Annotated in this window: 20 protein-coding genes; 12 read left to right on the forward strand and 8 right to left on the reverse strand. The window is 60.2% G+C overall.

All coding sequences use genetic code 11. The features are described from left to right. Nucleotides 1-1215: a DNA-binding transcriptional regulator NagC gene (gene nagC, locus ACTG2T_RS02240; RefSeq protein ID WP_005334312.1), complete on the forward strand. Its 1215-nt coding sequence runs from the start codon at nt 1-3 to the stop codon at nt 1213-1215. Between the two features lie 71 nt (nt 1216-1286). Here the strand turns inward: nagC and ACTG2T_RS02245 are convergent, their stop codons facing one another. Continuing rightward, entirely contained in the window at nt 1287-2903 is a 1617-nt protein-coding gene (locus ACTG2T_RS02245) for a phosphoethanolamine transferase (protein ID WP_330124943.1), read from the reverse strand. Between the two features lie 230 nt (nt 2904-3133). Here ACTG2T_RS02245 and ACTG2T_RS02250 point away from each other — a divergent pair, with 230 nt between their 5' ends. The 9 genes from ACTG2T_RS02250 (at nt 3134) to ACTG2T_RS02290 (ending at nt 14055) form a co-directional block, all read left to right on the forward strand. Further along, a complete protein-coding gene (locus ACTG2T_RS02250) occupies nt 3134-4369 on the forward strand; it encodes an HD-GYP domain-containing protein (protein WP_103250499.1) in 1236 nt (411 codons plus the stop codon). A gap of 353 nt (nt 4370-4722) precedes the next feature. Further along, nucleotides 4723-6393, forward strand: coding sequence for a sensor histidine kinase (locus tag ACTG2T_RS02255; protein ID WP_330124944.1), 1671 nt, complete (start codon nt 4723-4725; stop codon nt 6391-6393). Then, nucleotides 6390-7094, forward strand: a complete 705-nt coding sequence (gene btsR, locus ACTG2T_RS02260) for a two-component system response regulator BtsR (protein ID WP_330124945.1) — start codon at nt 6390-6392, stop codon at nt 7092-7094. The genes ACTG2T_RS02255 and btsR overlap by 4 nt, the downstream gene beginning before the upstream one ends. A 140-nt stretch (nt 7095-7234) precedes the next feature. Next, a complete protein-coding gene (locus tag ACTG2T_RS02265; protein ID WP_019445441.1) occupies nt 7235-8656 on the forward strand; it encodes a carbon starvation CstA family protein in 1422 nt (473 codons plus the stop codon). 211 nt (nt 8657-8867) lie between these two features. After that, complete coding sequence (locus tag ACTG2T_RS02270; RefSeq protein WP_005344404.1) at nt 8868-9206, forward strand: DUF3302 domain-containing protein; 339 nt, start codon at nt 8868-8870, stop codon at nt 9204-9206. A 3-nt stretch (nt 9207-9209) separates the two neighbouring features. Beyond that, complete coding sequence (locus ACTG2T_RS02275; RefSeq protein WP_019445440.1) at nt 9210-10247, forward strand: HlyD family secretion protein; 1038 nt, start codon at nt 9210-9212, stop codon at nt 10245-10247. Nucleotides 10248-10351: 104 nt separating this feature from the next. Further along, the gene (locus ACTG2T_RS02280; protein WP_330124946.1) at nt 10352-12112 is read left to right on the forward strand and encodes a DEAD/DEAH box helicase; all 1761 of its coding nucleotides are present in this window, start codon (nt 10352-10354) and stop codon (nt 12110-12112) included. A 112-nt stretch (nt 12113-12224) separates the two neighbouring features. Next, nucleotides 12225-13664, forward strand: a complete 1440-nt coding sequence (gene dacB / locus ACTG2T_RS02285; RefSeq protein ID WP_330124947.1) for a D-alanyl-D-alanine carboxypeptidase/D-alanyl-D-alanine endopeptidase — start codon at nt 12225-12227, stop codon at nt 13662-13664. A 94-nt stretch (nt 13665-13758) separates the two neighbouring features. After that, nucleotides 13759-14055: a GrxA family glutaredoxin gene (locus ACTG2T_RS02290; RefSeq protein ID WP_223849348.1), complete on the forward strand. Its 297-nt coding sequence runs from the start codon at nt 13759-13761 to the stop codon at nt 14053-14055. 104 nt (nt 14056-14159) lie between these two features. Here the strand turns inward: ACTG2T_RS02290 and ACTG2T_RS02295 are convergent, their stop codons facing one another. Then, nucleotides 14160-15005, reverse strand: coding sequence for an endonuclease/exonuclease/phosphatase family protein (locus tag ACTG2T_RS02295; RefSeq protein WP_005337873.1), 846 nt, complete (start codon nt 15003-15005; stop codon nt 14160-14162). Nucleotides 15006-15112: 107 nt separating this feature from the next. Here ACTG2T_RS02295 and ACTG2T_RS02300 point away from each other — a divergent pair, with 107 nt between their 5' ends. Next, nucleotides 15113-15337, forward strand: a complete 225-nt coding sequence (locus ACTG2T_RS02300) for a hypothetical protein (protein ID WP_005337874.1) — start codon at nt 15113-15115, stop codon at nt 15335-15337. Here the strand turns inward: ACTG2T_RS02300 and yciA are convergent, their stop codons facing one another. The 6 genes from yciA to ACTG2T_RS02330 form a co-directional block, all read right to left on the reverse strand. After that, nucleotides 15338-15742, reverse strand: coding sequence for an acyl-CoA thioester hydrolase YciA (yciA, locus tag ACTG2T_RS02305; RefSeq protein WP_033113469.1), 405 nt, complete (start codon nt 15740-15742; stop codon nt 15338-15340). Between the two features lie 59 nt (nt 15743-15801). Continuing rightward, nucleotides 15802-16650, reverse strand: coding sequence for an NAD-dependent epimerase/dehydratase family protein (locus ACTG2T_RS02310; protein WP_330124948.1), 849 nt, complete (start codon nt 16648-16650; stop codon nt 15802-15804). Nucleotides 16651-16831: 181 nt separating this feature from the next. Further along, nucleotides 16832-17191, reverse strand: a complete 360-nt coding sequence (locus ACTG2T_RS02315) for a hypothetical protein (protein WP_156128786.1) — start codon at nt 17189-17191, stop codon at nt 16832-16834. Nucleotides 17192-17407: 216 nt separating this feature from the next. Beyond that, on the reverse strand, nt 17408-20983 hold the full coding sequence (gene nifJ / locus ACTG2T_RS02320; RefSeq protein WP_330124949.1) for a pyruvate:ferredoxin (flavodoxin) oxidoreductase: 3576 nt from the start codon (nt 20981-20983) through the stop codon (nt 17408-17410). Then, entirely contained in the window at nt 20980-22626 is a 1647-nt protein-coding gene (locus tag ACTG2T_RS02325) for an NAD(P)-binding protein (protein ID WP_330124950.1), read from the reverse strand. Before ACTG2T_RS02325 ends, nifJ begins: the two co-directional genes overlap by 4 nt. A 176-nt stretch (nt 22627-22802) precedes the next feature. After that, entirely contained in the window at nt 22803-23555 is a 753-nt protein-coding gene (locus tag ACTG2T_RS02330) for a substrate-binding periplasmic protein (RefSeq protein WP_005337880.1), read from the reverse strand. A 77-nt stretch (nt 23556-23632) separates the two neighbouring features. Between ACTG2T_RS02330 and ACTG2T_RS02335 the strand changes: the two genes are divergently transcribed. Next, the gene (locus tag ACTG2T_RS02335) at nt 23633-25483 is read left to right on the forward strand and encodes an MOSC N-terminal beta barrel domain-containing protein (protein WP_330124951.1); all 1851 of its coding nucleotides are present in this window, start codon (nt 23633-23635) and stop codon (nt 25481-25483) included. Nucleotides 25484-25489 lie beyond the last annotated feature (6 nt).

Below are 25489 nucleotides of genomic sequence, written 5' to 3' on the forward strand. Positions count from 1 at the left end.
ATGACTGGCGGACAAATAGCAAACGTAGATCTTATCAAGCAGGTCAACAGTGCAGCCGTGTATCGGCTCATCGACCTGCAAGGCCCCATCTCCCGGGTCAAGATTGCCGAGTTGAGTCAGCTGGCCCCGGCCAGCGTGACCAAAATAACCCGGCAACTGATCGAGCATGGCCTGATCAAGGAGACCTCTCCGCAAGCCTCAACCGGCGGGCGGCGTGCCATCTCCCTGACCACCATCAAACATCGCTTTCAGTTTGTCTCTGCCAAGCTGGGCCGCGGCTACCTGCAACTGAGTCTCTATGACCTAGATGGCAAGGAGCTCGACCAGCACGTCATTCAGGTGACCGAGATCGACCAGCAACCCGTGGTCGACATGCTGCTGCGGGAGATTGGCGCCTTTATCGATGCCAACCGCGAACGCTGTCGCAACCTCATCAGCATCGCTCTGACCATGCCGGGTCTGGTCAACCCGGAATCCGGTATGGTCATCTACACCCCCAAGTACCAGATCCGCAATCTGGGACTGGCGAAGCTGCTTGAGAACCACTTCAACCTCCCCTGCTACGTGGGCAACGACACCCGCTCGCTGGCGTTAGCCGAACACTTCTTCGGCGAGTCCCGCGACTGCATGGACTCCATTCTGGTGAGCGTCCACCAGGGGACGGGCTCGGGGATCATCACCAAGGGCCAGGTGTTCCTCGGCCAGAACCGCAACGTCGGCGAGATCGGCCATATCCAGGTCGAGCCGCTCGGCAAGCGCTGTCACTGTGGCAACTTCGGCTGCCTCGAAACCATCGCCTCCAACGAAGCGATCATCGACAAGGTGAAGGAGCTCATCAGCCGCGGTCACCAGAGCGCGCTGCAGGAGAAGCACATCACCATTCAGGAGGTGTGCAAGGCGGCGCTGGCGGGCGATGAACTGGCCCGCAGCGTCATCGAGAACGTGGGTGAGCATCTGGGACGGGCGGTGGCTATTACGGTCAACCTGTTCAACCCACAGAAGGTGCTGATCGCCGGTGAAATCACCGCCGCCGAAGAGATCCTCTTCCCGGCCATCCGTCGCTGCGTCGAGCATCAATCCCTGCCGAGCTTCCACCGTGGCCTGCCCATCGTGAAAGCCCGCTTCCAGAACCAGCCGACCTATGGCGGCTTTGCACTGGTCAAGCGCGCCCTGCTGGAGGGAGATCTGCTGCAGATCATCATGGAGCAGAAGTAAGGCACTGATCTTGCGAGATAACAAAACGGCAGCCAGTGGCTGCCGTTTTCTATTGTGTGCCTGCTGGCGGTTTAGCTCGCCCGACATGGCCTGAACAGATCCAGCTTGTTGTCGTAAACACTCGTCTGCACATCCATGATCCCCAGCATGGAGTGAAAGAGGTTGTCATGGGAGAAGCGCTGGCTGCTCGCCTCCGCCGCCAGGCAACCCATATCCAGCTGGCGATCGGCCTGTAACTGAGGCGAGAACCAGGTCAGCAGCGGCACCCGGGTCTGATCATCCGGCGCAAACTTGTAAGGCGTGCCGTGCAGATAGAGCCCCATGGCCCCGAGGGATTCGCCGTGATCGGAGAGATAGACCAGTCCCACATCGTACTGGCTCTCCAGCGACTTGAGCTTGTCTATCAGCAGCCCCACCACCTTGTCGGTGTAGCGGATGGTGTTGTCATAAGTGTTGACCAGCTCTTCGTTGCTGCAGTTTTCAATGTCGCTGCGCGGGCAGTCCGGCATAAAGACGCGCTCGCTGGCAGGGTAACGGCGGAAATATGTCGGGCCATGGCTGCCCATCAGATGAAAGGCCACCAACTTGTTGCCCTTCATGCCGGCAATCTGCTGATCCAGCCCCTCCAGCAACACCTCGTCATAGCAGGACTCCCCCTGACAGAGCGCAGGATAGGACTTGGGGAGGATCTCGATGGTCGGCACATTGCGGCATACCCCTTTGCAACCGCCATCGTTCTCTTTCCACAACACCGAGACCCCGGCATGTTGCAGCACATCGAGCAGGCCGTCACGGGAGCTGGCAAGCTGGTCATCGTAGCCACGGCGCGTGAGGTTGGAGAACATGCAGGGCACCGAGACCGCAGTGGCAGTCCCGCAGGAACGCACATTCCTGAACGACACCACCCCCTGCTCTTTGGCCGTGAAGCTGTTGGTCGCCTTGCCATACCCGTTAAGGGAGTAGTTCTGGCTGCGCGCCGTCTCCCCCACCACCAGGAACATCAAAGTCGGCTTGCTTCCCCGGGCCACCACCCTGGCATCTGTCCCCAGATGCTGGTAGGGGATCGGCGTGGCAAACAGCACATCCCGCCCATATTTGTAGAGGCCGTGCACATAGTTGGCGGGCACAATCTCTTTGGCCAGCGACTTGTTGTTGCGCCCGACCGAGGCGTAATCCTGATAGTAAAGTGACGCGACGCCCCCGATAAACAGCAGAGAGATAGCCAGTGCACCAGCCCGCCACGCCAACCCCTGATACCAGCGAGCCGGATAGCGGATCCGCAGCGACCAGAGCACCAGAACAGGCAGCAGCCCGGTCAGCAGAAACCAGAGCGCAACCGAGCCATTCAGATAAGCCCCCGCCTCACCACTGTTGGTCTCCACTATGTTCTGGATCATACCGGCATCGAAGATGACACCGTATTTGAGCATGGCGTAGCTGACGATGGAGCCAGTCAGAATGAGCACGGTAAAAAAGGGCTTGAGCACAAACCGGAACGTGAAGGGAATAAACACGGCATTGAGCGCCGCGATCAGCACCAGCGGGATCGAGATGGCAAATCCGGCTTTGACATGAGTCAGGGCGCTGAGCACCGTATAGAAATGCAAAAAGATTGGCCAGTTCAGTACCAGGGCGAAAAAGAGCACCAGCAACAGATTGGTCTGCAGTACACCGAGAGTTACACGCATAAACAACTCCTACATACCGGCCTGCAGCGCAGCGGGCCGGCCAAGCCAACAAAAACGACGGGGCCAGCGTAGGAAGTAAAACTTAAGCGCGAATTAAGAGGAGAAGCACGGCGCTCGTGCGCCCCATCACAGCACGGGGTGCTCCGCAGCCCCGAAATGGATTTTTAGTTGTCTATCCATCGGATTTTGCTAGCTTGTTGAGTAGGCATTCACGAAATGCAGGTTAACCGATGGCACTGATCCAAGCCTCGATAGAGCAATTGAGAGTAGGCCACTATATCCATCTTCCCACTGGATGGACCAACCACCCATTTATGTTCAATACCTTCAAGATCAAGGACCAGCAGCAACTCGACATTCTCCGTCATCTTGATCTCACCCTGCTGATGGTCGACCCCGACAAGAGCGATCTGCCCATCGAGCCGCTACTGCGCGGCGATATCCCGGATGCCGGGCCTGACCTTGACGAGCTGGAAGAGCTGATTGCCTCGGGCCCGCCCCCCTTTGACGAAAAGGCCTTTCGCCGCTCCATGCGCGCCGCCGACAAAGCCTTTGGCCAATCCATGAGCGAGCTGCGCGATGCACTCGGGGCGCTCAACCTCAAACCGGATGAGGGGCTGGCCAATACCGCCCAGATCGTCCGCAATGCCGCCTTCACCCTCAGTCAGCATGAAGGGCCTCTCGGGCTCCACCTTATTCGCAGCCCCCACACCGATATCCTGCTGCAACACAGCCTCAATGTGGCTTTCATTGCCATGCTGATGGCACGCGAATTGGGGATGAATCCTATAGAACTGGAAGAGACGGGACTTGCGGGACTTATCCACGATATCGGTGAACTGAAGATCCCGAGCCAGATCACCCAAAAACGCGGTGATCTCAACAAGGCCGAGCAGAACTTCCTCAATATGCATCCCCAGTACGGATTTGACATGCTGACCCAGCTCAACGCCTTTGAACCGAAAATCCGTCAGGTCGCCCATCTGCACCACGAGCGGCTCGACGGCAGCGGTTATCCGCTCGGGATCAAGGGCGGGGAGATCCCGCCGCTGGCGCGATTAATCGGACTAGTCGACTTCTACGATGAGCTGCTCCATCCCCGCAACAGCGGCAACCCGGCCGCGCCGAGTCAGGCCATCAGCCAGCTCTACAAGTTATCCCAGAAGAAGTTCGACCAGAATCTGGTCAAGTTGCTGGTCAAAGTACTGGGGGTCTATCCACCAGGATCACTGGTGAAACTCTCGGACGAGAGCATCGCGCTGGTGCTCTCTACCGAACCCACCATGCCCCTCAAGCCGAAGATCCTGCCCTATATCAAGGCCCAGCGGCCAGAAGCCGTCGCCATGATCGATCTGCGGGAAGATGAACGCACCATCACTGCTTTTATCAAACAGGAAGAGCTGGATGAGGGACAACGGCAGTTCTTCAACCTGACCCGCCGCTTCTGCTACTACTTTGCATTCTGAGTTATCCCCAGAAGCTGGGGATAACTCATTGGACAAACCGGAATAATTGCTCAAACCCCCATCAGAAGGTTGCCAACTGACCATGTATAAAAAACGCCCAGCCAAGGGGCCGGGCGGAGCATGCCACCTCCGTGTGGCGTATCCAGCGGATACATTCATGCTCCATCCATCAATATCAACCCGCTGCCGCTTACACAAATATCAATTTAACATGCTGATTTAATATGGTTTTATCCACTTGTTCTGGCAAACTGACGGCCCGTTGCGCCCAGTTGGGCCAACAGAACAAGATCCTGATCACACTTATTCACGGGCTGGCTATTTTTTCAGCTGGCTTATGAGGAGCGTTTTTTATGCAGTTGGTCCTCTCCTTGCTGCAACAGATGAGCGTCAGCCTGGTGATCGCCTATCTCTTCTCGAAAAGCCCACTGCTGCGCCCGCTTGCCAACTATTCAGTGAGACTACCTCACAAGATACTGATATACATCATCTTTTCCAGCTTTTGTATCCTCGGCACCTATGTAGGCCTCGATATCGACGATGCCATCGCCAACACCCGGGCGGTAGGCGCCGTCTTGGGGGGATTATTGGGGGGACCGCTGGTGGGCTTTCTGGTGGGGCTGACCGGCGGTCTGCACCGCTATACGCTGGGGGGATTTACCGATCTCGCCTGCGCCATCTCCACCACCTGCGAGGGGTTGCTCGGGGGCATGGTGCACTGGCGCCTGATGCGCTCGGGACGAACGGATGCCCTGTTTGAACCGCGCATCGCCTTTTTTACCACCCTCTACGCCGAGATCATGCAGATGGTCATCATCCTGCTGGTGGCGACCCCGTTCGACAAATCCCTGCTGCTGGTGCGCACCATCGCCACCCCGATGATTCTGGCCAACTCCTGCGGCGCGGCGCTCTTTATCAGCATGATCCGCGACCAGCAGCGGATGTATGAGAAGTTCTCCCGGGTCTTCTCCGCCAAGGCGCTCAATATCGCCAACCGCACAGTGGGGATCATGAGTCAGGGCTTTACCCCGGAGGCGAGCAACAAGATTGCCCGCATCATTCAGGAGGAGACAGGCGTGGGGGCGGTCGCCATCACGGACACCGAGCAGATCCTCGCCTTTATCGGCACCGGCGAAGATCACCATCTGCCGGGTACCCCCATCGCGTCAGCCATCACCATGCAGGCCATCGCCCAGAACAAGGTGCTGTTTGCCGATGGCAACAGCCAGCCCTATCGCTGCAGCCTCTCCTCCGCATGCCAGCTGGGTTCGGTGCTGGTGATCCCGCTGCAGGGGGACAAAGGAGTGATCGGCACCATCAAGCTCTACGAGCCGAAGAAGCGGCTGTTTCTCAAGATCAACCACACCCTGGGGGAAGGGATTGCCAACCTGCTGTCACAGCAGTTGCTGGCCGGTCGGCTGGAGCAGCATCAGCGGCTGCTGGTGCAGTCCGAGTTGAAACTTATCCAGGCCCAGATCAACCCCCACTTTCTGTTCAACACCCTCAACACCATCAGTGCCATCACCCGGCGCGATCCGGACAAGGCGCGGGATCTGCTGCTGCATCTATCGCTGTTCTTTCGCAAAAACCTCAAACGCCAGAGCGGCCTTGCGACCCTGCTGGAGGAGCAGGAGCACTGCCAATCCTATCTGGAGATCGAGCTGGCCCGCTTTGGCGATCGGCTGACGGTGATAAGCGAGATCCCGCCCCATCTGGCCACACTGCGACTGCCCAGCTTCACCCTGCAACCGCTGATCGAGAATGCCATCAAGCACGGCGTCTCGACCCTGCTGGAGCAAGGGCGCATTCGCCTCTATACCGATGAGCATCCCACCAGCGTCACTATCCATGTGGAAGATAATGCAGGCACCTGGCAAGCGCACCCCGCTGGCGACGGTCTGGGCATGACCATTGTCGATCGGCGACTGAAAAGCGCCTTTGGCGAGCGCTATGGCGTGACTATTGCCTGCGAGCCGGAACAGTGGACCCGGGTCTCGTTCACCATCCCCAAGGAGCAACCATGATCCGCACCCTGATAGTCGATGACGAACACTATGCCCGCGAAGAGCTGAGGCAGCAGCTGGCCTGCGGTCCTGCCATCGAGATCGTGGGGGAAGCGGCCAACGCCATCGAGGCGCTGCCGCTTATTCAGCGCCTCAAGCCCGATGTGGTGTTCCTCGATATCCAGATGCCCAAGCTGAGCGGCATGGAGCTGGTCGCCATGCTCGACCCCCTGCCCCGCATCGTCTTTGTCACCGCTTTTGACGAATATGCCATTCAGGCCTTTGAAGAGAACGCCTTCGACTACCTGCTCAAACCGGTGGAGCCCGCCCGGCTCGCCAAGACCCTCGCTCGCCTCAAGCAGGATATCTCCCCGCAGCCCATCGAGCGGCTGGCCCCCACCATCGAACACATTCCGGGCTATCTGCACAATCGGGTCAGGCTGCTCCCCATCGCGCAGGTGGAGTATGCCTTCTCCGATCTGGGCGGGGTCCATGTGGCCTGTCAGGGCGAGCTGTTCCACACCCAGCTCACCCTCAAATCGCTGGAAGAAAAGAGCCCGCTGCTGCGCTGCCACCGCCAGTATCTGGTCTCTCCCAATGCCATCTTCGAGATCCGGCTGCTTGATAACCAGCTGGCGGAGATCGTCACCCCGAGCGGCGCCCGGGTGCCGGTCAGTCGTCGCTATCTCAAGGAGCTCAAAGATCAGCTGGGGCTGGACTGAACTGCGGAGTGTGCGCCTGATCACAGCCGCCGACCGCTCGGCGCGCCAAAGCGCCGTTCGGGGAGTTTCACCAGCCAGTCAGGCGCAACCGTTTTAGACTCGCTCTGCACACTAAAAAATAACAATGCAGGAGCGTAGCAATGATCTGGTTCTTCCTCTGTGTCGGCTTACTTGTGGCCGGCTACTTCATATACGGCAAATTCATCGAACGGATATTCAGCCCGAAACCCGAGCTGAAAACCCCCGCCATCACCATGGCTGACGGGGTGGACTATGTCCCGATGTCGGACAAGAAAGTCTATCTGGTTCAACTGCTCAACATCGCAGGTGTCGGCCCCATCTTCGGCCCCATCCTGGGTGCCCTCTACGGCCCCGTCGCCATGCTGTGGATCGTCTTTGGCTGCATCTTCGCCGGTGCGGTACATGACTACTTCTCCGGCATGCTGTCGGTGCGCGCCAAGGGTGCCTCGGTGCCAACCGTGGTCGGTGAGCATCTGGGCACCGCCGCCAAGCACTTCATGAACCTGTTTGCCGTGGTGCTGCTGATGCTGGTGGGCGTGGTATTCGTGCTGAGCCCGGCAGGGCTGCTCGCCAACCTCACCTCCACCGATCTGGTCTACTGGATTGTGGCAATCTTTGCCTACTACATCCTCGCGACCATAGTCCCCATCGACAAGATCATCGGCCGCTTCTACCCCATCTTCGGCGCCCTGCTGGTCTTCATGTCGGTCGGCCTCATCGTTGGCCTGATCGCCTCCGGCAAAGGCTTCTACAACACTGGGATGGACTTCTCCAACCTGCACCCGACCGAACTGCCGCTCTGGCCGCTGCTCTTCATCACCATCGCCTGTGGCGCGGTATCAGGCTTCCACGCCACCCAGTCACCACTGATGGCGCGCTGCATGCAAAACGAGAAATCCGGCCGCTTCATCTTCTACGGTGCAATGATCGGTGAAGGGATCATCGCCCTGATCTGGTGCACCCTAGGTCTCTCCTTCTACGACAGCACCGAAGCGCTCAACGCTACCATGGCCAACGGCGGCCCGGCAGCCGTGGTACACGAAGTCTCCACCAGCCTGCTCGGCACCGTGGGCGGCATTCTGGCCATCCTCGGCGTGGTGATCCTGCCCATCACCTCCGGTGACACCGCGTTTCGCAGTGCTCGCCTGATCGTGGCGGACTTCCTGAAGATGACCCAGAAGCCGCTGGCCAAGCGTCTGCTGATTGCCATCCCCATGTTTATCCTTGGTTTTATCATCTCCAAGGCTGAATTCGGGGTGATCTGGCGCTATTTCGGCTGGGCCAACCAGACCACCGCCGTCATCATGCTGTGGGCTGCGGCTGCCTACCTCATCAAAGAGGGCAAGCTGCACTGGATCTGCACCATTCCCGCCATGTTCATGACTGCTGTCGTGATCACCTATCTGGCCAACGCCCCCATCGGGTTCGGGCTGGAGATGGGAACCTCCACCATTATCGGCCTGACTGCAACGGCTGCCATTACCGTGGCCTTCCTGATGAAGTTCCGCCAACCACTGGTTAGCAATCCCAGTGAAGGGTGATGTCTGACTTGAGGTGGTAAAAAAGGGGCCAAAAGGCCCCTTTTAAATTGATAAAAAAACCAATAAAACAACTCGTTATTCCCTTAAGCTCCTATACAGCACAAGCCCTTAAGATTCCGTGCGACCTGACGATAAATATGTGATTTTAAATTGCTTTCCCGAATATATGAATCAATGATAAAGCTGTGCTTAAAGCCAGTGGAGGTTATACATGTTCCTTGATTACTTTGCCCTTGGCCTGCTCGTCTTTGTCGCGCTGGTCATCTTCTACGGAATCATCGTGATCCACGATATTCCTTACGAAATCGCCAAACATCGGAATCATCCCCATCAGGATGCCATCCATGTTGCCGGCTGGGTCAGTCTCTTCACCCTGCATGTGTTGTGGCCCTTCCTCTGGATCTGGGCAACCATCTATCGCCCCGATCGCGGCTGGGGCTTTAACCAGCGCCTGCAAAAAGATGAAGATGATATCGCGGCCCTCAGAGAAGAGCTGGCTGAACTGAAGGGCCGTCTCAACCATATCGAACAGCAAGAGCAACAGGGATAAATCATGGACCTGCTACTGATCCTGACCTATACGGCACTCTGTGTAGCCATTTTCAAAATCTTCCGCATCCCGCTCAACAAGTGGACTGTTCCGACTGCCGCGCTGGGTGGTGTGGTGCTCATCGGCACCCTCATCATGCTGATGAACTACAACCACCCCTACTCCGAGATGGCGCGCAACTACTACCTCTCAACCCCCATTGTGCCGCTGGTCAAGGGCCGGGTGGTCGAGGTGCCGGTACAAGCCAACCAGCCGGTGAAAAAGGGTGACGTGCTGTTTCGCCTCGATGACGAGCCTTTCAGACTGAAAGTGGAGAGCCTGAGCGCCCGACTTGATGCCAACAAGGATCAACTCAAGTCCATTGACGCCAGACTACGCTCCGCCAAACTGGACAGAGATCGCGCCAGTGACCTGATGCGCCGCGGCGTCGGCAAGCAGCGTGACCTCGACGTGACTCAGGCGAGCGTAGACGAGATCGCCGCCCAGATGGATCAGCAACGCGCCACGCTGGAAGATCTGCAGGCCCAGCTCGATGAAGCCAAATACCAGCTGGCCCAGACCGTGGTCTATGCCCCAAGCGATGGCCATGTGGTGCAGCTTGCCCTGCGTCCCGGCATGATCGCCACCCCCTTCATGTACCGTCCGGTGATGACCTTCATCCACAAAGATGAGACTGCCTATGTTGGCTGGTTCTGGCAGAACAGCATGCAGCGTCTGGCGGTGGGTGATGAGGCCGAAGTGGTGATCGACGGTATTCCCGGCAAGATCTTCAAGGGCAAGGTGACCGCCGTGATCCCGGCCATTGCCGCCGGTAACGTGCAGGCCAACGCCATGCTGCTGGATCAGACCAGCGCTATCCGCCCGGGCCGCATGCCGGTACTGATCTCCATCACCGACCCCGAATGGGCCAAGTATCAGGTAATCGCGGGTGCCAGCGGGCAAGCCGCTGTCTATACCGAGTATTTCCACCATGTTTCTGTAATGCGCAAAGTGCTGCTGCGCATGGCAAGCTGGATGAACTACCTCTTCCCCTTCCACTAAGCACGCAATGTATTCAACGGGCCGGCATCATGCCGGCCCGCTGTTTTTATGACGGCAAGACCCCTATAATGGCGCCATCCTGCCAAGCCCCGCACCAAACCTGCATGTTCGTTCTCAGACCCTACCAGACCGACGCCGTCAACGCCGTTATCAGCCACTTTCGCAAGTACCCGGATCCCGCTGTGGTTGTGCTGCCCACCGGGGCTGGCAAGAGTCTGGTGATCGCCGAGCTGGCCCGCAAGGCGCGTGGTCGGGTACTGGTGCTGGCCCACGTCAAGGAGCTAGTGGAGCAGAACCACGCCAAGTACGAAGCGTGGGGGCTCAAGGCCGACATCTTCGCCGCAGGGCTGGATCGCAAGGAGGCGAGCGCCCAGGTGGTGTTTGGCTCGGTGCAGTCGGTAGCGCGCAATCTGGCTGCCTTCGACGGGGCGTTTTCGCTGCTCATCATCGACGAGTGCCATCGGGTCTCGCTCGATGACGACAGCCAGTACCATCAGGTGATCGACCATCTCAAGGCTGCCAATCCGGCCCTCAAGATCCTCGGCCTCACCGCGACCCCCTATCGGCTCGGGCTGGGCTGGATCTACCGGCGCCACTACCACGGCATGGTCAAAAGCCACGGCGAGCGGCTGTTTGGCGACTGCGTGTTCGAGCTGCCCCTGCGCTTTATGGTCAAAAACGGCTACCTGACGCCGCCGCGCATGGTGGATGCCCCCATCGTTCACTACGACTTCAGCAAGCTGGTGGCGCGGGAGAATGGCCTCTTCAGCGAAGCGGATCTCAACGGCGAGCTCAAGCGGCAGGAGCGGGTCACCCCCCATATCCTTAGTCAGGTGCTGGAGTATGCCGCCGACCGGCAGGGGGTGATGATCTTCGCCGCCACCGTCGAACATGCCCACGAAATTCACGGCCTGCTTGGCGCCAGAGGCCAGCAGGCGGCCCTTATTACCGGCGAAACGCCGGGGCCGGAGCGCGATGCCCTCATCAGCGCCTTCAAGGCGCGGGAGCTCAAGTTTCTGGTCAACGTGGCGGTGCTCACCACCGGCTTCGACGCCCCCCATGTCGATCTTATCGTGATGCTCAGACCTACCGAGTCGGTCTCGCTCTATCAGCAGATCGTCGGGCGGGGCCTGCGTCTCTCGCCGGGCAAGGAGGATTGTCTGGTGCTCGACTATGCGGGCAACAACTTCAACCTGTTCGCCCCCGAAGTGGGGGAGCCTCGCCCCCACGCCGGTACCGAGCCGGTACAGGTGCCCTGCCCCGCCTGCGGTTTTGCCAACACCTTCTGGGGCAAAACCGACGAGGATGGCAAGGTGATCGAGCACTACGGTCGCCGCTGTCAGGGGCTGTTTGAAGATGATGAGGGCAACCGCGAGGAGTGCGACTACCGCTTTCGCGCCAAGATCTGCCCCGGTTGCGGCGCGGAGAACGACATCGCCGCCCGCCGCTGCCAGAGCTGCGATCAGCTGCTGGTGGACCCTGACGACAAGCTTAAAGAGGCGCTCAATCTCAAGGATTGCATGGTGATCCGCTGTGCGGGGCTAACCCTCACCGCAGGGCGCGGCAAACAGGGGGAGCGGCTGGAGGTGACCTACCACGATGAGGATGGGTTGACCCTCAGTGAATACTTCGGATTTCACTCCCCGGGCGCACGGCGCTTGTTTCAACAGCACTTTGTGCGTCATCATTGGCCCGCCCCGGGGCTGGAGCCCGAATTTGCCACCCTGGCGAGCGTGCTGGCTGCGCAAAGCCAGTTCCGTCATCCGGATTTTGTCATCGCCCGCAAATCGGGTCGCTTCTGGCAGATAAAAGAGAAGATTTTTGATTATGAGGGCCACTATCGTACCGCCAACTCGATGGCATGATGGCGACCGGCATACATGGCATGAATTGCGTTATCCCGTCGATCCCGCATCGGCGGGTTGAATTATCAGGGTCGGCACCACTGCCGGGCCCTTCGTCACGTTAGAGGATGTTATGCAGCGGCTGTTGATTGGTTTTTGTGCTCTCTTTTCTTCCCTGGCGGCTCATGCCGCCCCGCTGACGCCCCCTCAGGGTGGCCAGTACGCCATCATGGTGCAGGGCAATAACGGCGTCGAGTTCGCCCGCCACGCGGATCAGATGATCGCCCCCGCTTCCACCATGAAGGTGCTCACCGCGCTGGCGGCCCGCCTCGAGCTGGGTGCCGATTTCCGCTTCGCCACTGACATTCAGGCCCAACCCGGTGCCAAACAGGGTAACACCATCAATGGCGATATCTGGATCAACTTCGTCGGCGACCCTACCCTCTCCCGCATGGATCTGCTGGCCCTGTTCAAGCAGCTCGGCGTCACCAGCATCAAGGGCAATGTCTACGTCAACACCGGCGCCTACAACGGCTACGAGCGCGGCAACGGCTGGTCGTGGGGGGATCAGACCCTCTGCTTCGCCGCTCCTGTCTCCTCGGTCATCATCGACAAGAACTGCGCCTACGGCACCATCACTGCCACCCAGATTGGCAAACCGGCGGTCGGCAATGTAGCTACCGGCGTGCCCATCGGCATCGGTGCCGACAACGTGGAAGTGATGAGCTATGGCGACATGGCGCGCCAGTTCTGCGCACTGGAAGTGGACATGGCCAAGGGCAACTTCTACGAGCTCAAGGGCTGCATCACCCCGAACAAGGAGCCGCAGGGTCTGCGTTTCGCCATCCACGACGTGGAAGCCTGGGGTTGGGACAACATCCGCTGGGCGATGAACCGTGCCGGTATCAAGCATGATGGCCTGCTGCGGGTCACCCACAAGGCCCCGGAAGGGGCAGAGACCCTCGGCACCCACTACTCGGTCTCCCTGCCGGTAATGCTCGCCAAGATGCTGAAGAAATCGGACAACCTCTATGCCGATACCTTCCTCAAAACCGTGGGCCGTCACTACTACAACAAGCCGGGCAGCTATCGCAGCGGCACCATGGCGGTGCGCGCCATCCTGACCAAGAACGGCATCGATCTGGGCAATGCCACCCTGGCCGATGGCTCCGGTCTCTCCGCTCACAATCTCATCAGCGCCCGTCAGATGATGTCGGTGCTGAACTTCATCCAGAAAAATGATGCCGAGCTTGGCCTGATCAAGCTGCTGCCAAGCTCTCAGGTGGATGGCACCCTGGCGTGGCGGCGCAGCGTCACCGCCCCCATGATGAAGAACAAGGTCCACGCCAAGACGGGAACCATCACCGGCACCTCCAATCTGGTGGGCTTTATCGACACGGCAGGCGGCCAGCGCAAGGCGTTCGTGATGTTCCAGCGCGGTCTGTCCCAAGATCCGGCCACCCATGAGCGCTACCGTGCCAGCAAGGCGCCGTGGCCCTGGACTGTATTCGAGAAGGGGGTGCTGGAGAGCATCTATCAGCAGCAGCCGATCCAGATCGCCGATGAGAGCTGAGCCAATAGGCCCACTCGAATCAGGGTATCGATAATTTCGGCTTCAAGTCGCCACGAGGCAGGGCTATGCTGTTGCCTGCCTCATATCAACGGCCATACATAAACGGCTTAAAAAACGGAGAGAAAATATGTTTGCAGTGATTTTTGGTCGCCCGGGTTGCCCCTACTGTGTCCGTGCCGTACAGATCGCCGAGCAGCTGACCGAACAGCGCGATGACTTCAAATTCCGCTACGTGGATATCCATGCCGAAGGGATCACCAAAGAAGATCTGGCCAAGAGCGCCGGCAAGCCGGTCAATACCGTGCCGCAGATCTTCCTGGATGAGCAGCACATCGGTGGCTGCACCGATTTCGAAGCCTACGCCAAAGCGAATCTGGGTCTCTACCAGTAATTCCTGCGGGTCATCCCGAGCGGGTTGACCGCCAGAGCATAAAAAAATCCGGCGCCATCAGGCGCCGGATTTTTTTATGGGCGACACGCGCACATCATCCCCGATCAGGGAGTCACCGACTGGGCGGCAAAGCGCGCAATGATGGGGTTGTGATCCGAGCTGTCGGTCGCCGGTGAACTCACCTCGACCAGATCCAGATTGCGGTAGTAGAGGTGATCCAGCGGACGACCGAAGGCGGTGCGGCGCAGGTCAGGCACCGGCACGGCCTCTTGCAGACCCAGCTCGTCCACCAGTTTATTCAGCCAGAACTGGCGCTTGTCGCTCCAGGTGTTGAAATCACCGGCCAGGATCACCGGCCCCTGATGGCGGCGCACCAAGGCAGTCAGGTCGTTGAGCTGCTCGCGGAAGGTGGCCATCCCCAGCTCGAAATTGACCGCATGGATATTGATGACCATCACGCCATCAGGATCGCCCTGCAGCGGATAGAGGCTCACCAGCCCGGATTTGGGGATGCGCAGCAAGGGCTCGGGAGAGCGCACGCCACAGACGAACGCCTGCGGGGTCTTGGCCACCGTCATCACCCCGAACGACACGCCGCCCTGGGTGAAGGCTTGCAGCTGTTGCCACTGGAAATCACCGGCGCGCAGCCAGTCGAGCATATCGGGACGGGTGGCCGACTCTTGCAGCAGCACCAGATCCTGCCCCTTGGCATAACTGTCCATCCCTTCACGCCAGTTTTTGCGCTGGCCCTTGTAGAGATTCCACACCGTCACCCCGAATTCACGGGGCAGCGCCGTAGTCGCCAACGCTACCAGCGGCGGACGCTGGCAGTCGAGTCCCGGCACAATCCCTTGAGCTGTGACCAGATGGTTCTGATCCGGCACCTCAAAACAGCCTACCAACCCCAGGGTCAGCAGGGAGGTGCCAAGAATGCGATAACTATTTTTCATTGGCTAACAACCGCCCGCCTTTGCTTTTTGTTGCGACCATCACAAACGTCATCCACGCCGACTAAGCTGATAGTCCCTGTTCCACCCAACCAGAAGGACCTTGTCTCATGGCGAAAGAACTTCGGTACAACGTGACGTTTTATGATCAACAAGGAAATTGTCATCAAGTGGAGCTGGCCACCGTCTATCAGATAAGACGGGACCCTCAATGCGATCTCTGCCTGTTCGACACCCTGCAATATGTGGGCTCGGAAGAGATGCTGGAACGCATGATACGGCAAAAAACCGGGCTTGAGCAGGAAATATCCATCATCAATGCCAGGCTGATTTAATCAGGCACTCACCGGAACCGGGCGGGATTTGCCATGTTCGTCGATGGCGACATAGGTGAAGATCCCCTCGGTCACACAGTAACGCTGGGCATCGTTTTCCCGCAGTACCGGCTTGACCCACACCTCCAGCTTGAGCTTCATGGAGCTGCGGCCGATCTTCATGCAGCGGCCGTAGCAGCAGACCACATCGCCCACCTTGACCGGACTGTGAAAGGTCATGCCTTCGACGGATACGGTACAAATACGTCCTTTTGCCAGCTCCTTGGCCATAATGCCCCCACCTATATCCATCTGGGACATGATCCAGCCACCAAAGATATCGCCATTGGGGTTGGTATCGGCTGGCATTGCCAGGGTTCTCAGCAACAACTCCCCATCGGGGTGACGTTTTGTATCTACCATCATTACCGCCTCTCTCTCATGGATGGCGGCATGATAGGGGGCGATCACCCCCTTGGCAAACCTCAATTGCCCGAGGCGGCGAGCTCGGCAAACCAGTGGGCCGGATCGGGCCAGCGATAGTTGAATCCCATCTGCTGACAAATCAGCTGACCGTCGATGGGCTGAAATTCACCGGCAGGCTCGATAAAGACAGGCACAGGCAGCCCCTGCTGACGCGCCGCAAAGGGGTAGAACTGCTCGCGGCGCGGATGCACAGGCGCGCTCAGGTTGAAAACATCCCCGTCCTTGCCCCGCTCCAGCAGCAACATACAAGCCGCCACCACATCGTCCAGATGGACCAGATTGACCGACTGGGCGCCGCCATCGAGAGTCTTGCCCGCCAGGAAACGGCCGGGATGGCGATCCGGGCCATAAAGGCCGGAGGGGCGCACTATCATCACCGCCTCGAAGCCAGTCGCCAGCACCGCTTGCTCCGCCGCCAGCATCCGCTCGCCACGGGCATGGCGGGGTTTGGGCTCTTCACCCTCCTGCTGCCCCGCCCCCCACACCGAAGTGGCGCTAACAAACAGCACCCGCCGGGTGCCATTCGCTTTGGCCAACGCGCAGGCCCTTGCCACCGCCTGCGGATAGTCATCGGTCTTGCTGGGCGGTACGCAAATAACCAGCGATTCGCAGGGGATGGGCCACGGCGCTTTTTGATCAGCGACGGGCATCTCGGCAGAGCTCATGTTGGCAGAGATGGTCAGCGGATGGGCATCGATCCCCTCCCCCTGCAGACGAGCCGCCTTCTCGGCGCTACTGACCGTCACCGCCACCGACTTGCCTGCCGCCAGCAGGGCCCGCGCCAGCGGCAGCCCCAGCCATCCCGCCCCCAGAATGCCGATCGTCCCGGCGAAATGTTGCTCTGTCATCGTCCCTTCTCCTGCTTGACGCTATTTGCCCCGCAGCTTACCTGCCTTGGTCGGAAAAGGAAGCCTTGGCCAACTCTCCTACAGCCTACAGATAGACAAATGCCGCCAAGATGGCGGCATTTGTCTATCTGGTTCTGTATCAGCTTCGTCAGCTTCTTATAAAGCCTTTTCTATAGCTCTTTCACCTTGCACGCTTGCTCTGAGCATCAGCAAAAAGGTAGCCACCAGAATCTCTGCTGATGGTTATGAATTCATCTTCATGTTCCCCGTCAAAAAAGGTGCATTCATACGAGGCGGATCGTTCTGCTTCAATTCTTATGCCCGTTACAGTTGCTGGGACTGCACTTCCAATGCTCATCGCAGCAAGTTCTTCCACTCTGGAAATATCAGACTCTAGCTCAGGAAGAATCGCCTCTGCATTACGCAAACAAGCTAAACGGTCTCTGCCTGAAGGGTACTCGACCCAAACAAGCAATCTCCCGATTTGAAATTCGTCACACTCTGGATATGACCCCAAGAGACTTAAAAGGCGATTAGTCATAAGCACCTAACAAATTTGTTCTGTGAAGTGAACCACTCTAACACAGACGTATTTATGAAAAACTTTCAATGCCTTAGTGCCATTCACCTTAAAATACGACCTCGATTAGAGTCGGAAATATGGATGCTTTTACTCTATAACGAGCCCGTCCCTACCCAAATGACTAAAAAAGCGGGCCAGTGGCCCGCTTCGTTTTATGCAGATTTAACCCCATCCTCACACCGGCGGATGAAAGTGGCTAGCTTCGCGGGTGGCCATCTCCTCGTAAGTGGCCCACTTTTGCCACGCCACTTTTTGCGCCACCTGCATCAGCCGCTCAGCCTCCTCCGGATGGCTCTGGGCCAGCACCCGATAACGGGTCTCCTCCTGCCGGTATTCAGCAAGGGGAATGGAGGGGCGCAGGCTGTCGAGGCTGAAGGGGTTCTGCCCCGCTTGTCGCAGTACCGGGTTGTAGCGCATCAGCGGCCAGTGACCGGAGGCCACGGCGCGTTTTTGCTGGGTCAGGCCAAACTCCATATCGATGCCGTGGGCGATACAGTGGCTGTAGGCAATGATCAGCGACGGGCCCGGATAGGCCTCCGCCTCACGCAAGGCTTGCAGCGCCTGCTGCGGGTTGGCACCAAAGGCGATGCGGGCAACATAGACGTTGCCGTAGGAGATGGCCTGCAACGCTACATCCTTCTTGGCCAGCGTCTTGCCTCCCGCCGCGAACTTGGCGACGGCACCGAGCGGCGTCGATTTCGACATCTGGCCGCCGGTGTTGGAGTAGACCTCGGTATCCATCACCAGCACGTTCACATCGCGGCCGGAGGCGAGCACGTGATCGAGCCCCGATGAGCCGATGTCATAAGCCCAGCCATCGCCGCCGATGATCCAGACCGAACGACGCACCAGCTGATCGATGAGTGACAGCAGCTCGCGGGCCTTGCCGGATTTCACCTCTTCCAGCCGCTCGCGCACTTGTGCGACCCGGGTGCGCTGGGCGCGGATCTCCGACTCCAGCCGCTGCGGAGCGTTGATAAGCGACTCGACCAATGCTTCCCCCAGCTCCCCTTTCATCGCTTCGAGGGCCGCCACCGCCTGACCGTGATGCTGATCGGCGGTGAGACGAAAACCAAAGCCAAACTCGGCGTTGTCCTCAAACAGGGAGTTCGACCAGGCCGGCCCCTTCCCTTCGCCGTTCTTGGCCCACGGGGTGGTCGGCAGGTTGCCGCCATAGATGGAGGAGCAACCGGTGGCGTTGGCCACCAGCATGCGATCGCCAAACAACTGGGTCAGCAGCTTGAGATAGGGAGTCTCGCCACAGCCGGCGCAGGCACCGGAGAACTCGAACAGGGGTTCGAGGAACTGGGCACCGCGCACCGTGGAGAAGTCCACCCGCTCGCGGGCAGGCCAGGGCAGGCTCTCGAACCAGCGCAACGCCTGCTTCTGGCCAGCCAGATGGGGCGCCTTGTCCATCATGGTGATGGCACGCTCGCCCTCGTGTTCCTCATCGGCCCCGGCCCGCACCGGACAGGCCTGCACACACTGACCGCAGCCGGTGCAATCCTCCGGATAGAGTTGCAGGGTGTAGCGGCTGTCGGGGAAACCCTTGGCGGTGACGGGCACCGACTGGGCAGCCTCGGGGGCGGTCGCCAGCCAGTCCTGATGGTAGAACTTGGCCCGCAGCGCCGCGTGGGGGCAGACAAAGACGCAGTTGCCGCACTGGATGCAGATATCGGAGTGCCAAATCGGGATATCGCGGGCGATATCCCGCTTCTCGAAGCGGCTGGTGGCTGTGGGGTAAGTGCCATCCACCGGCAGCATGGAGACCGGAATAAGATCGCCGCGCCCCGCCAGCATCTCGCCGGTGACGCGCTGGACAAACTCGCTGCCGCCGGGAGCCAATGGCAGCGGATAGTCGCTGATCTGCTCCTCACCAGCCGGGATGGCCACCTGATGGAGATGAGCCAGGGTGTCATCCACCGCCGCGAAGTTGCGCTCGACCACTTCGGGCCCCTTGCGGGCATAGCTCTTCTCGATGCTCTCCTTGATCAGCGCAATCGCCTCATCCCGCGGCAAGATGCCTGCCAGCGCGAAGAAGCAGGTCTGCATGATGGTGTTGATGCGATTGCCCATGCCGTTGCGCTCGGCCACCCGATCCCCATCGATGCAATAGAGGCGGATATCGAGGGCGCGGATGCGGGCGCGCAGCCGCTCGGGCAGCTCGGCCCAGACACGGTCAGGCTCATAGGGAGCATTGAGCAGCAGGGTCGCCCCTTCGGCGGCATGCTCCAGCAGATCGACCGATTCGACAAAGCCCCACTGGTGGCAGCCGATAAAGCTCGCCTGCTCGATAAGCCAGGGGGCATCGATGGGCTCGGGGCCAAAGCGCAGGTGGGAGACGGTGCGCGAGCCCGACTTCTTGGAGTCGTAGACGAAGTAGCCCTGGGCGTGGAACCCCTCCAGCTCGCCGATGATCTTGATGCTGTTCTTGTTGGCGCCGACTGTGCCGTCGGCACCGAGGCCAAAGAAGAGCGCCCGTACCCGACTGGCGGGCTCCAGATCGCCTATGGGGTGCCATGCCAGACTGAGGCCCGACACATCATCGACGATCCCCACGGTAAAGCGGGGGCGCGGCGCATCGGATGCCAGCTCCTCGAATACCGCCGCGCACATGGCGGGGGTGAACTCTTTGGAAGAGAGGCCATAGCGACCGCCACTGAGCCACGGCAGCCGCTTGATAAGGCCGCGCTGCAAGCCGTCGATGAGGGCGCTCTGCACATCCAGCAGCAGCGGCTCGCCACCGGCGCCCGGCTCCTTGGTGCGATCCAGCACCGCCATGCGCCGCACGCTCTCAGGCAGCGCATCGAGCAGCGCCTGTACCGGGAAGGGGCGATAGAGGCGAATGACCAGCACGCCGGTCTTGCGATCCTGCCGGTTGAGCCAATCTACAGTGGTACGGGCAGTGGCCGCCCCCGAGCCCATCAGCACGATGACGTCGGTGGCATCGGGCGCGCCGTGGTACTCCACCAGCCGGTAGTGGCGGCCGGTCAGCTCGCCGAGGTTGTCCATGCACTGCTGCACTCGCGCCGGTACCGCTTCGTAGAAGGGGTTGACGCTCTCGCGGGACTGGAAATAGGTATCCGGGTTCTGGGCGGTGCCGCGCATCACCGGATGATCCGGGTTGAGCGCCCGTGCACGGTGGGCGCGCACCCAGTCGTTGTCGATAAGGGCGCGAATTTCATCCCGATGCAGGGCGGTGATCTTGTTCACTTCGTGGGAAGTACGGAACCCGTCGAAGAAGTGGATAAAGGGCACCCGGCACTGCAGGGTGACGCTGTGGGCGATCAAGGCCAAGTCCTGCGCCTCCTGCACCGAGCCGGAGGCAAGCATGGCAAAACCGGTGCTGCGCGCCGCCATCACGTCCTGATGGTCGCCAAAAATCGACAGCCCCTGCGCCGCCAGCGAGCGGGCCGCCACATGGAACACCGCCGAGGTCAATTCACCGGCGATCTTGTACATGTTGGGCAGCATCAGCATCAGCCCCTGACTGGCGGTGAAGGTGGTGGCGAGCGCCCCCGCCTGCAGGGCGCCGTGTACCGTGCCGGCCGCCCCGCCTTCGCTCTGCATCTCCACCACTGTGGGGATGTTGCCCCAGAGGTTGGTCTGCCCTTCCGCCGCCCAGGCGTCGGCCAGTTCGGCCATAGTCGAGCTCGGGGTGATGGGGTAGATGGCACACACTTCGCTCAGCTGGTACGCCACCCGGGCCGCGGCTTCGTTGCCGTCGACCATGATCAGTTCATGTTTCATTGGGACTCCTCCGGTTGGCGCAGCTCGATGGCGTGACAAGGGCACTGGTCATGGCAGGCACCGCAGCCGGTGCAGCGCTCGGCATCCACCTGATACCCCTTGCCCGGCCCCAGCTTGGCGATGGCCTGCTCGGGGCAGCTGCCATAGCAGCCGTCGCACTCGAAGCAGTTGCCGCAGGAGTAGCAGCGCGCCGCCTCGTAGCGGGCGGCCACCTCATCCAGCCCGCCGATGATCTCGCCAAAGTCGTCCCGCGCCCACGCCGGTTTGACCGGCTGACTGCTGGCGGGCGCGTGGGTCTGGAACCAGAGTTGCAACTGCTCCGGCCCCACCAGCGGGTAGGAGAGCGGTTTGTGATAGTGGCGACCGCGCAGCCAGGCATCCATATGGCGCGCCGCCTTCTTGCCGTGGCCGGTGGCGATGGTAACGGTGCGCTCGGAGGGCACCATGTCGCCGCCCGCAAACAGACCCGGCACATCCGTCATCAGGTTACCCGCCACCTGCACCACTCCCTCCTTGTTGACCCGCACGCCGGGAATGCTCTCCAGCACCGAGAGGTCGACCTCCTGACCGAGCGCCAGAATAAGAGAGTCCGCTTCGAGGGTTTCAAACTTGCCGGTGGGCACCGGCTTGCCCTCGGCATCCAGTGCCATCACCTCCACCTCGATATTGGTGTTGTCGAGCTGGCGGATGCTGCGCAGCCAGTTGATCTTGATCCCCTCCTCCTCGGCCTCATCGGCTTCAAAGGCGTGAGCGGGCATATGATCCCGGTCGCGGCGGTAGATGATCATCGCCTCTTCCACACCGAGGCGACGGGCGGTACGGGCCGCATCCATGGCGGTATTGCCACCCCCATAAATCGCTACCCGCCGTCCCAGTTTGGGGGGTGGCAAGCCCTGCTCTTCGGCCAGACTGGCCTGTTCGAGGAAGCTCACCGCATCGAGGATCTTGCCCGCTTCCCGGGCCGGAATATCGACCCGCTTGGCCAGATGGGCGCCGATGGCCATAAAGACGGCATCAAAGCCCCCCTCGTCGCGCTCGCGCAGCACATCCTCCACCTTGTGGTTGAGGGTCAGCGTCACCCCGACCGCCACGATGCGGGCCACCTCCCGATCCAGCACGTCGCGGGGCAGGCGGTAAGCGGGAATGCCAAAACGCAGCATGCCGCCGGCAAGCGGCCCCGCTTCGCGGATCTCCACCTGATGGCCGAGCCGGTTGAGGTGCCAGGCACAGGAGAGGCCGGAGGGACCAGCGCCTATGACCAGCACCTTCTTGCCGCTGGCAGGGGCAGGGTTTGCGGGCTGCCAACCACGGGCCAGCGCCTCGTCGCCGAGGAAACGCTCGATGGCGTGGATGGAGACGGATTCATCCACCTGCCCGCGGTTGCAGGCACTCTCGCAGGGGTGATAGCAGACCCGGCCATGAATGGCGGGCAAGGGGTTCTCTTCGATCAGGGTCTGCCAGGCCGCCTCAAAACGGCCGGCCTGCGCCAAAGAGAGCCAGGCCTGGATATTTTCTCCGGCCGGGCAGGCGTGATTGCAGGGTGGCAGGGCCTGCCGCCAGACGGGTAGCCGGGTACGCACCGGGCCTGTTCCCGTTTTCAGGGAGAGATCCGGCAATGGGGTCATGTCCAGTTGTTTGCTCATACATTGCTTTCTTCTTTTTGTGTGACAGGCCCCACCCGATGGCGCTTGATACCGTGTAGCCGAAGCGGACGGTGGCCGGATGGGGAAGAAGCGAAAGCGTTAGAAACTGGGAACTGAGTCGATAATGGCCGCTTTTTTGTACTGATTAGCGAATCAGGATCAAAAAATGTTGCACTTTATGGTTCATAGAGACCAGAACGTGACTCAAGTAACATCTTCTCCAGCTGACCGCTGGCTTTCAGTTTGGCGAGCCCCCGATTGAAGGTTTTGATCAATTCGTCAGCGTTAGCGCGCTTGCGGCTGATCAACAGGTGACCTTCAACTTTCATCACGGGTTTTGAATGGGTTGCAAAGAGATCGACCGTGCTGGCCGGGTAGAACTGACGCAGGGAGTAGTAGCCGACATCGATGTTCTCCAGGGTCAGGTCGGCGCGGCCGGAGAGCAGCAGATCGAAGCTCTGGCGCAGCCGGGTGACGAACTGCACCTGCAGCGGCACCTGCGCGATGGCTGCAAAAAAATCTGCATTGTAGGTATAGCCACTGACCGCAGCCAACTTGCGATCCGCCAGATCCTGATAGCCACGCCATTCCAGCGGATCTGACTTGAGATAGAACCAGACGTAAGTCTCGCTCAGGATGGGATCGCTGTAGAGATGGGTTTTGCGCCGCTCGCTCGACTCATACCAGTGGACAGTGCCATCCACCACCCCCTCCTCCGACAAGCGAAAGGCCCGCTTCCAGGGCAAAAACTGGAACTTGACGCTCACCCCTTCACTCTTGAATGCCTCGCTCACTACATGAGGGATAAGCCCCTGATATTTCAGCGTCTCGGAGCAGTAAGGGGGATACTCTCCCGTGGTCAGGGTCAGCTCCTGAGCCCAGAGCCCGTGGCAAAAAAGGCTCCCCGCCAGCAACCAGCTTATTTTCATCCCGATGCCCTCTTGTTCTGTTTTCCCAACTATAGACCGCCCCCTTGAAAGGATTGCCGGATCGTCGGGGAACCGTTATGTTCCCCTTTTTCCAGGCGATCGCGCCGCGTCACAAGGATATGAAGATGCCCAGGCTAGACAGCATTCACCTCTACCCCATCAAATCGACTGCAGGTATGCCGCTGGCTCGCGCCCGGGTGACCGAAGAGGGACTGGCAGGGGATCGCCGCTACATGGTGGTCAAACCGGACGGCACCTTTATCACCGCCCGTACCCATCCCCAGCTGCAACAGGTCGTGGCCACCCCCATCGAAGGAGGCTTGCAACTGCGCTATCCGGGCTTTGAACCGCTCACCCTGCAAGAGGTCGACTTCAGCCGCGCCCCGCAAGCTACCGGAGTCTGGAGCGACCGTTTCACCGCCCTGCACACCGACCCCAAAGCCGATGGATGGCTGAGCCGGGTGGCAGGGGAAACGGTGCAACTGCTCTGGCTGGGTGAAACCTCTGATCGCTTTCGTGAAAAGACCGGCACCCGGGTCAGCTTTGCCGACGGTTATCCGCTGCTGCTGATAAGCCAGGCTTCCCTTGAGGATCTCAATCTGCGCTCCGATGCGCTGCACCAGATGAGCCAGTTCCGCACCAATCTGGTGGCAAGCAATACCCAGCCCTTCGAGGAGGACAGCTGGGTGCGTATCCGCATCGGCGAGGTGGAATTCAAGGTGGTCAAGCCCTGCAGCCGCTGCATCATGACCACGGTGGAAGCGGGCACCGATCGTTTCAACGCCCTGAAAGAGCCGCTGGCGACCCTCACCCGCTACCGCCGTGGCGAGGATGGAGAGGTCTACTTCGGCCAGAACCTGATCGCCCTGAACGAGGGATGGATTGAGGCAGGCAGCGAGATCGAGGTGCTGGAGCGCACCCGTCCGGTGGTCTATCCCGCCGCCGCACCGAAGAAGCGGGAGCTGGTCTGCGTGGCCCGCGAACCGCTGGCGCGGGATCTGGAGACCTTCTGGTTCGAAGCCGCCGATGGCGAGCCGCTGCCCGACTACCTGCCGGGCCAGCATCTGCCCATCAGCCTCGATATCAAAAATGAACGGATCCAGCGGCGCTATACCCTGAGCTCTACGCCGGATCACCCGGAGCGTTACAGCATCAGCGTCAAGAAGGTGAAGGGGGGTCGCATCTCCCACTGGCTGCACCAGCAGTTGCAGGTGGGCGACCGGCTGCTGGCCACCAACCCCGCTGGCGAGTTTCACTTAGGGTCCGAGCGCAACCTCCTGTTGCTCTCGGCAGGCTCCGGCGTCACCCCCATGCTGGCGATAGCCCGCACCCTGGCCCTTCGCGGGGAGCTGGAAGAGGTTCACTTTATGCACCTGTGCCGCAGCGAAGCGGACATTCCCGCCGCCAGCGAACTGCACGCCATGGCACAGCAGGGCATGACCCTCACCATTATCCTGAGCCAGCCGGACAATCACTGGCAGGGGCTGCAAGGGCGACTCAATGATGAGCATCTGCAACGGATCAAAAGGCTGGCCGGGAAAGAGGTCTTTATCTGTGGCCCCCACGGCTTTATGGCCGATGCTGCCGCCAAAGTTGCGGCCCTCGGCGTTCCGGCCGCGCGGATCAAACAGGAGAGTTTTGGCGGCGCCATTCTCTCGGTGGCCCGCCCCCATCAGGCGGTGCAACTGCGTATCGGCGCCCAAGCCTTTACCGGCAACAATCAGGGCACAGTGCTGGATCAGGCCAACAAGCAAGGCGTAGAGCTGCCATGGAGCTGCCGCGCCGGGATCTGTGGCAGTTGCAAACAGACGCTGATCTCGGGCGAGGTAGATCACCCCGACGCCCCCGCCATCACCGCCGCCGAGCGGGCGGAGGGCAAGATCCTTGCCTGCTGCGCCGTGCCGCTCACTGACCTTGAAATCCTATGATCGGGT

Source organism: Aeromonas sp. 75A, from assembly GCF_051919425.1.
Classification (GTDB): Bacteria; Pseudomonadota; Gammaproteobacteria; order Enterobacterales; family Aeromonadaceae; genus Aeromonas; species Aeromonas veronii.

What these genes read in the sequence shown, in the direction of transcription:
- nagC (WP_005334312.1), top strand. Translation starts at nt 1, where the DNA reads ATGACTGGCGGACAAATAGCAAACGTAGATCTTATCAAGCAGGTCAAC.
- ACTG2T_RS02245 (WP_330124943.1), bottom strand. Translation starts at nt 2,903, where the DNA reads ATGCGTGTAACTCTCGGTGTACTGCAGACCAATCTGTTGCTGGTGCTC.
- ACTG2T_RS02250 (WP_103250499.1), top strand. Translation starts at nt 3,134, where the DNA reads ATGGCACTGATCCAAGCCTCGATAGAGCAATTGAGAGTAGGCCACTAT.
- ACTG2T_RS02255 (WP_330124944.1), top strand. Translation starts at nt 4,723, where the DNA reads ATGCAGTTGGTCCTCTCCTTGCTGCAACAGATGAGCGTCAGCCTGGTG.
- btsR (WP_330124945.1), top strand. Translation starts at nt 6,390, where the DNA reads ATGATCCGCACCCTGATAGTCGATGACGAACACTATGCCCGCGAAGAG.
- ACTG2T_RS02265 (WP_019445441.1), top strand. Translation starts at nt 7,235, where the DNA reads ATGATCTGGTTCTTCCTCTGTGTCGGCTTACTTGTGGCCGGCTACTTC.
- ACTG2T_RS02270 (WP_005344404.1), top strand. Translation starts at nt 8,868, where the DNA reads ATGTTCCTTGATTACTTTGCCCTTGGCCTGCTCGTCTTTGTCGCGCTG.
- ACTG2T_RS02275 (WP_019445440.1), top strand. Translation starts at nt 9,210, where the DNA reads ATGGACCTGCTACTGATCCTGACCTATACGGCACTCTGTGTAGCCATT.
- ACTG2T_RS02280 (WP_330124946.1), top strand. Translation starts at nt 10,352, where the DNA reads ATGTTCGTTCTCAGACCCTACCAGACCGACGCCGTCAACGCCGTTATC.
- dacB (WP_330124947.1), top strand. Translation starts at nt 12,225, where the DNA reads ATGCAGCGGCTGTTGATTGGTTTTTGTGCTCTCTTTTCTTCCCTGGCG.
- ACTG2T_RS02295 (WP_005337873.1), bottom strand. Translation starts at nt 15,005, where the DNA reads ATGAAAAATAGTTATCGCATTCTTGGCACCTCCCTGCTGACCCTGGGG.
- ACTG2T_RS02300 (WP_005337874.1), top strand. Translation starts at nt 15,113, where the DNA reads ATGGCGAAAGAACTTCGGTACAACGTGACGTTTTATGATCAACAAGGA.
- yciA (WP_033113469.1), bottom strand. Translation starts at nt 15,742, where the DNA reads ATGATGGTAGATACAAAACGTCACCCCGATGGGGAGTTGTTGCTGAGA.
- ACTG2T_RS02310 (WP_330124948.1), bottom strand. Translation starts at nt 16,650, where the DNA reads ATGACAGAGCAACATTTCGCCGGGACGATCGGCATTCTGGGGGCGGGA.
- ACTG2T_RS02315 (WP_156128786.1), bottom strand. Translation starts at nt 17,191, where the DNA reads ATGACTAATCGCCTTTTAAGTCTCTTGGGGTCATATCCAGAGTGTGAC.
- nifJ (WP_330124949.1), bottom strand. Translation starts at nt 20,983, where the DNA reads ATGAAACATGAACTGATCATGGTCGACGGCAACGAAGCCGCGGCCCGG.
- ACTG2T_RS02325 (WP_330124950.1), bottom strand. Translation starts at nt 22,626, where the DNA reads ATGAGCAAACAACTGGACATGACCCCATTGCCGGATCTCTCCCTGAAA.
- ACTG2T_RS02330 (WP_005337880.1), bottom strand. Translation starts at nt 23,555, where the DNA reads ATGAAAATAAGCTGGTTGCTGGCGGGGAGCCTTTTTTGCCACGGGCTC.
- ACTG2T_RS02335 (WP_330124951.1), top strand. Translation starts at nt 23,633, where the DNA reads ATGTTCCCCTTTTTCCAGGCGATCGCGCCGCGTCACAAGGATATGAAG.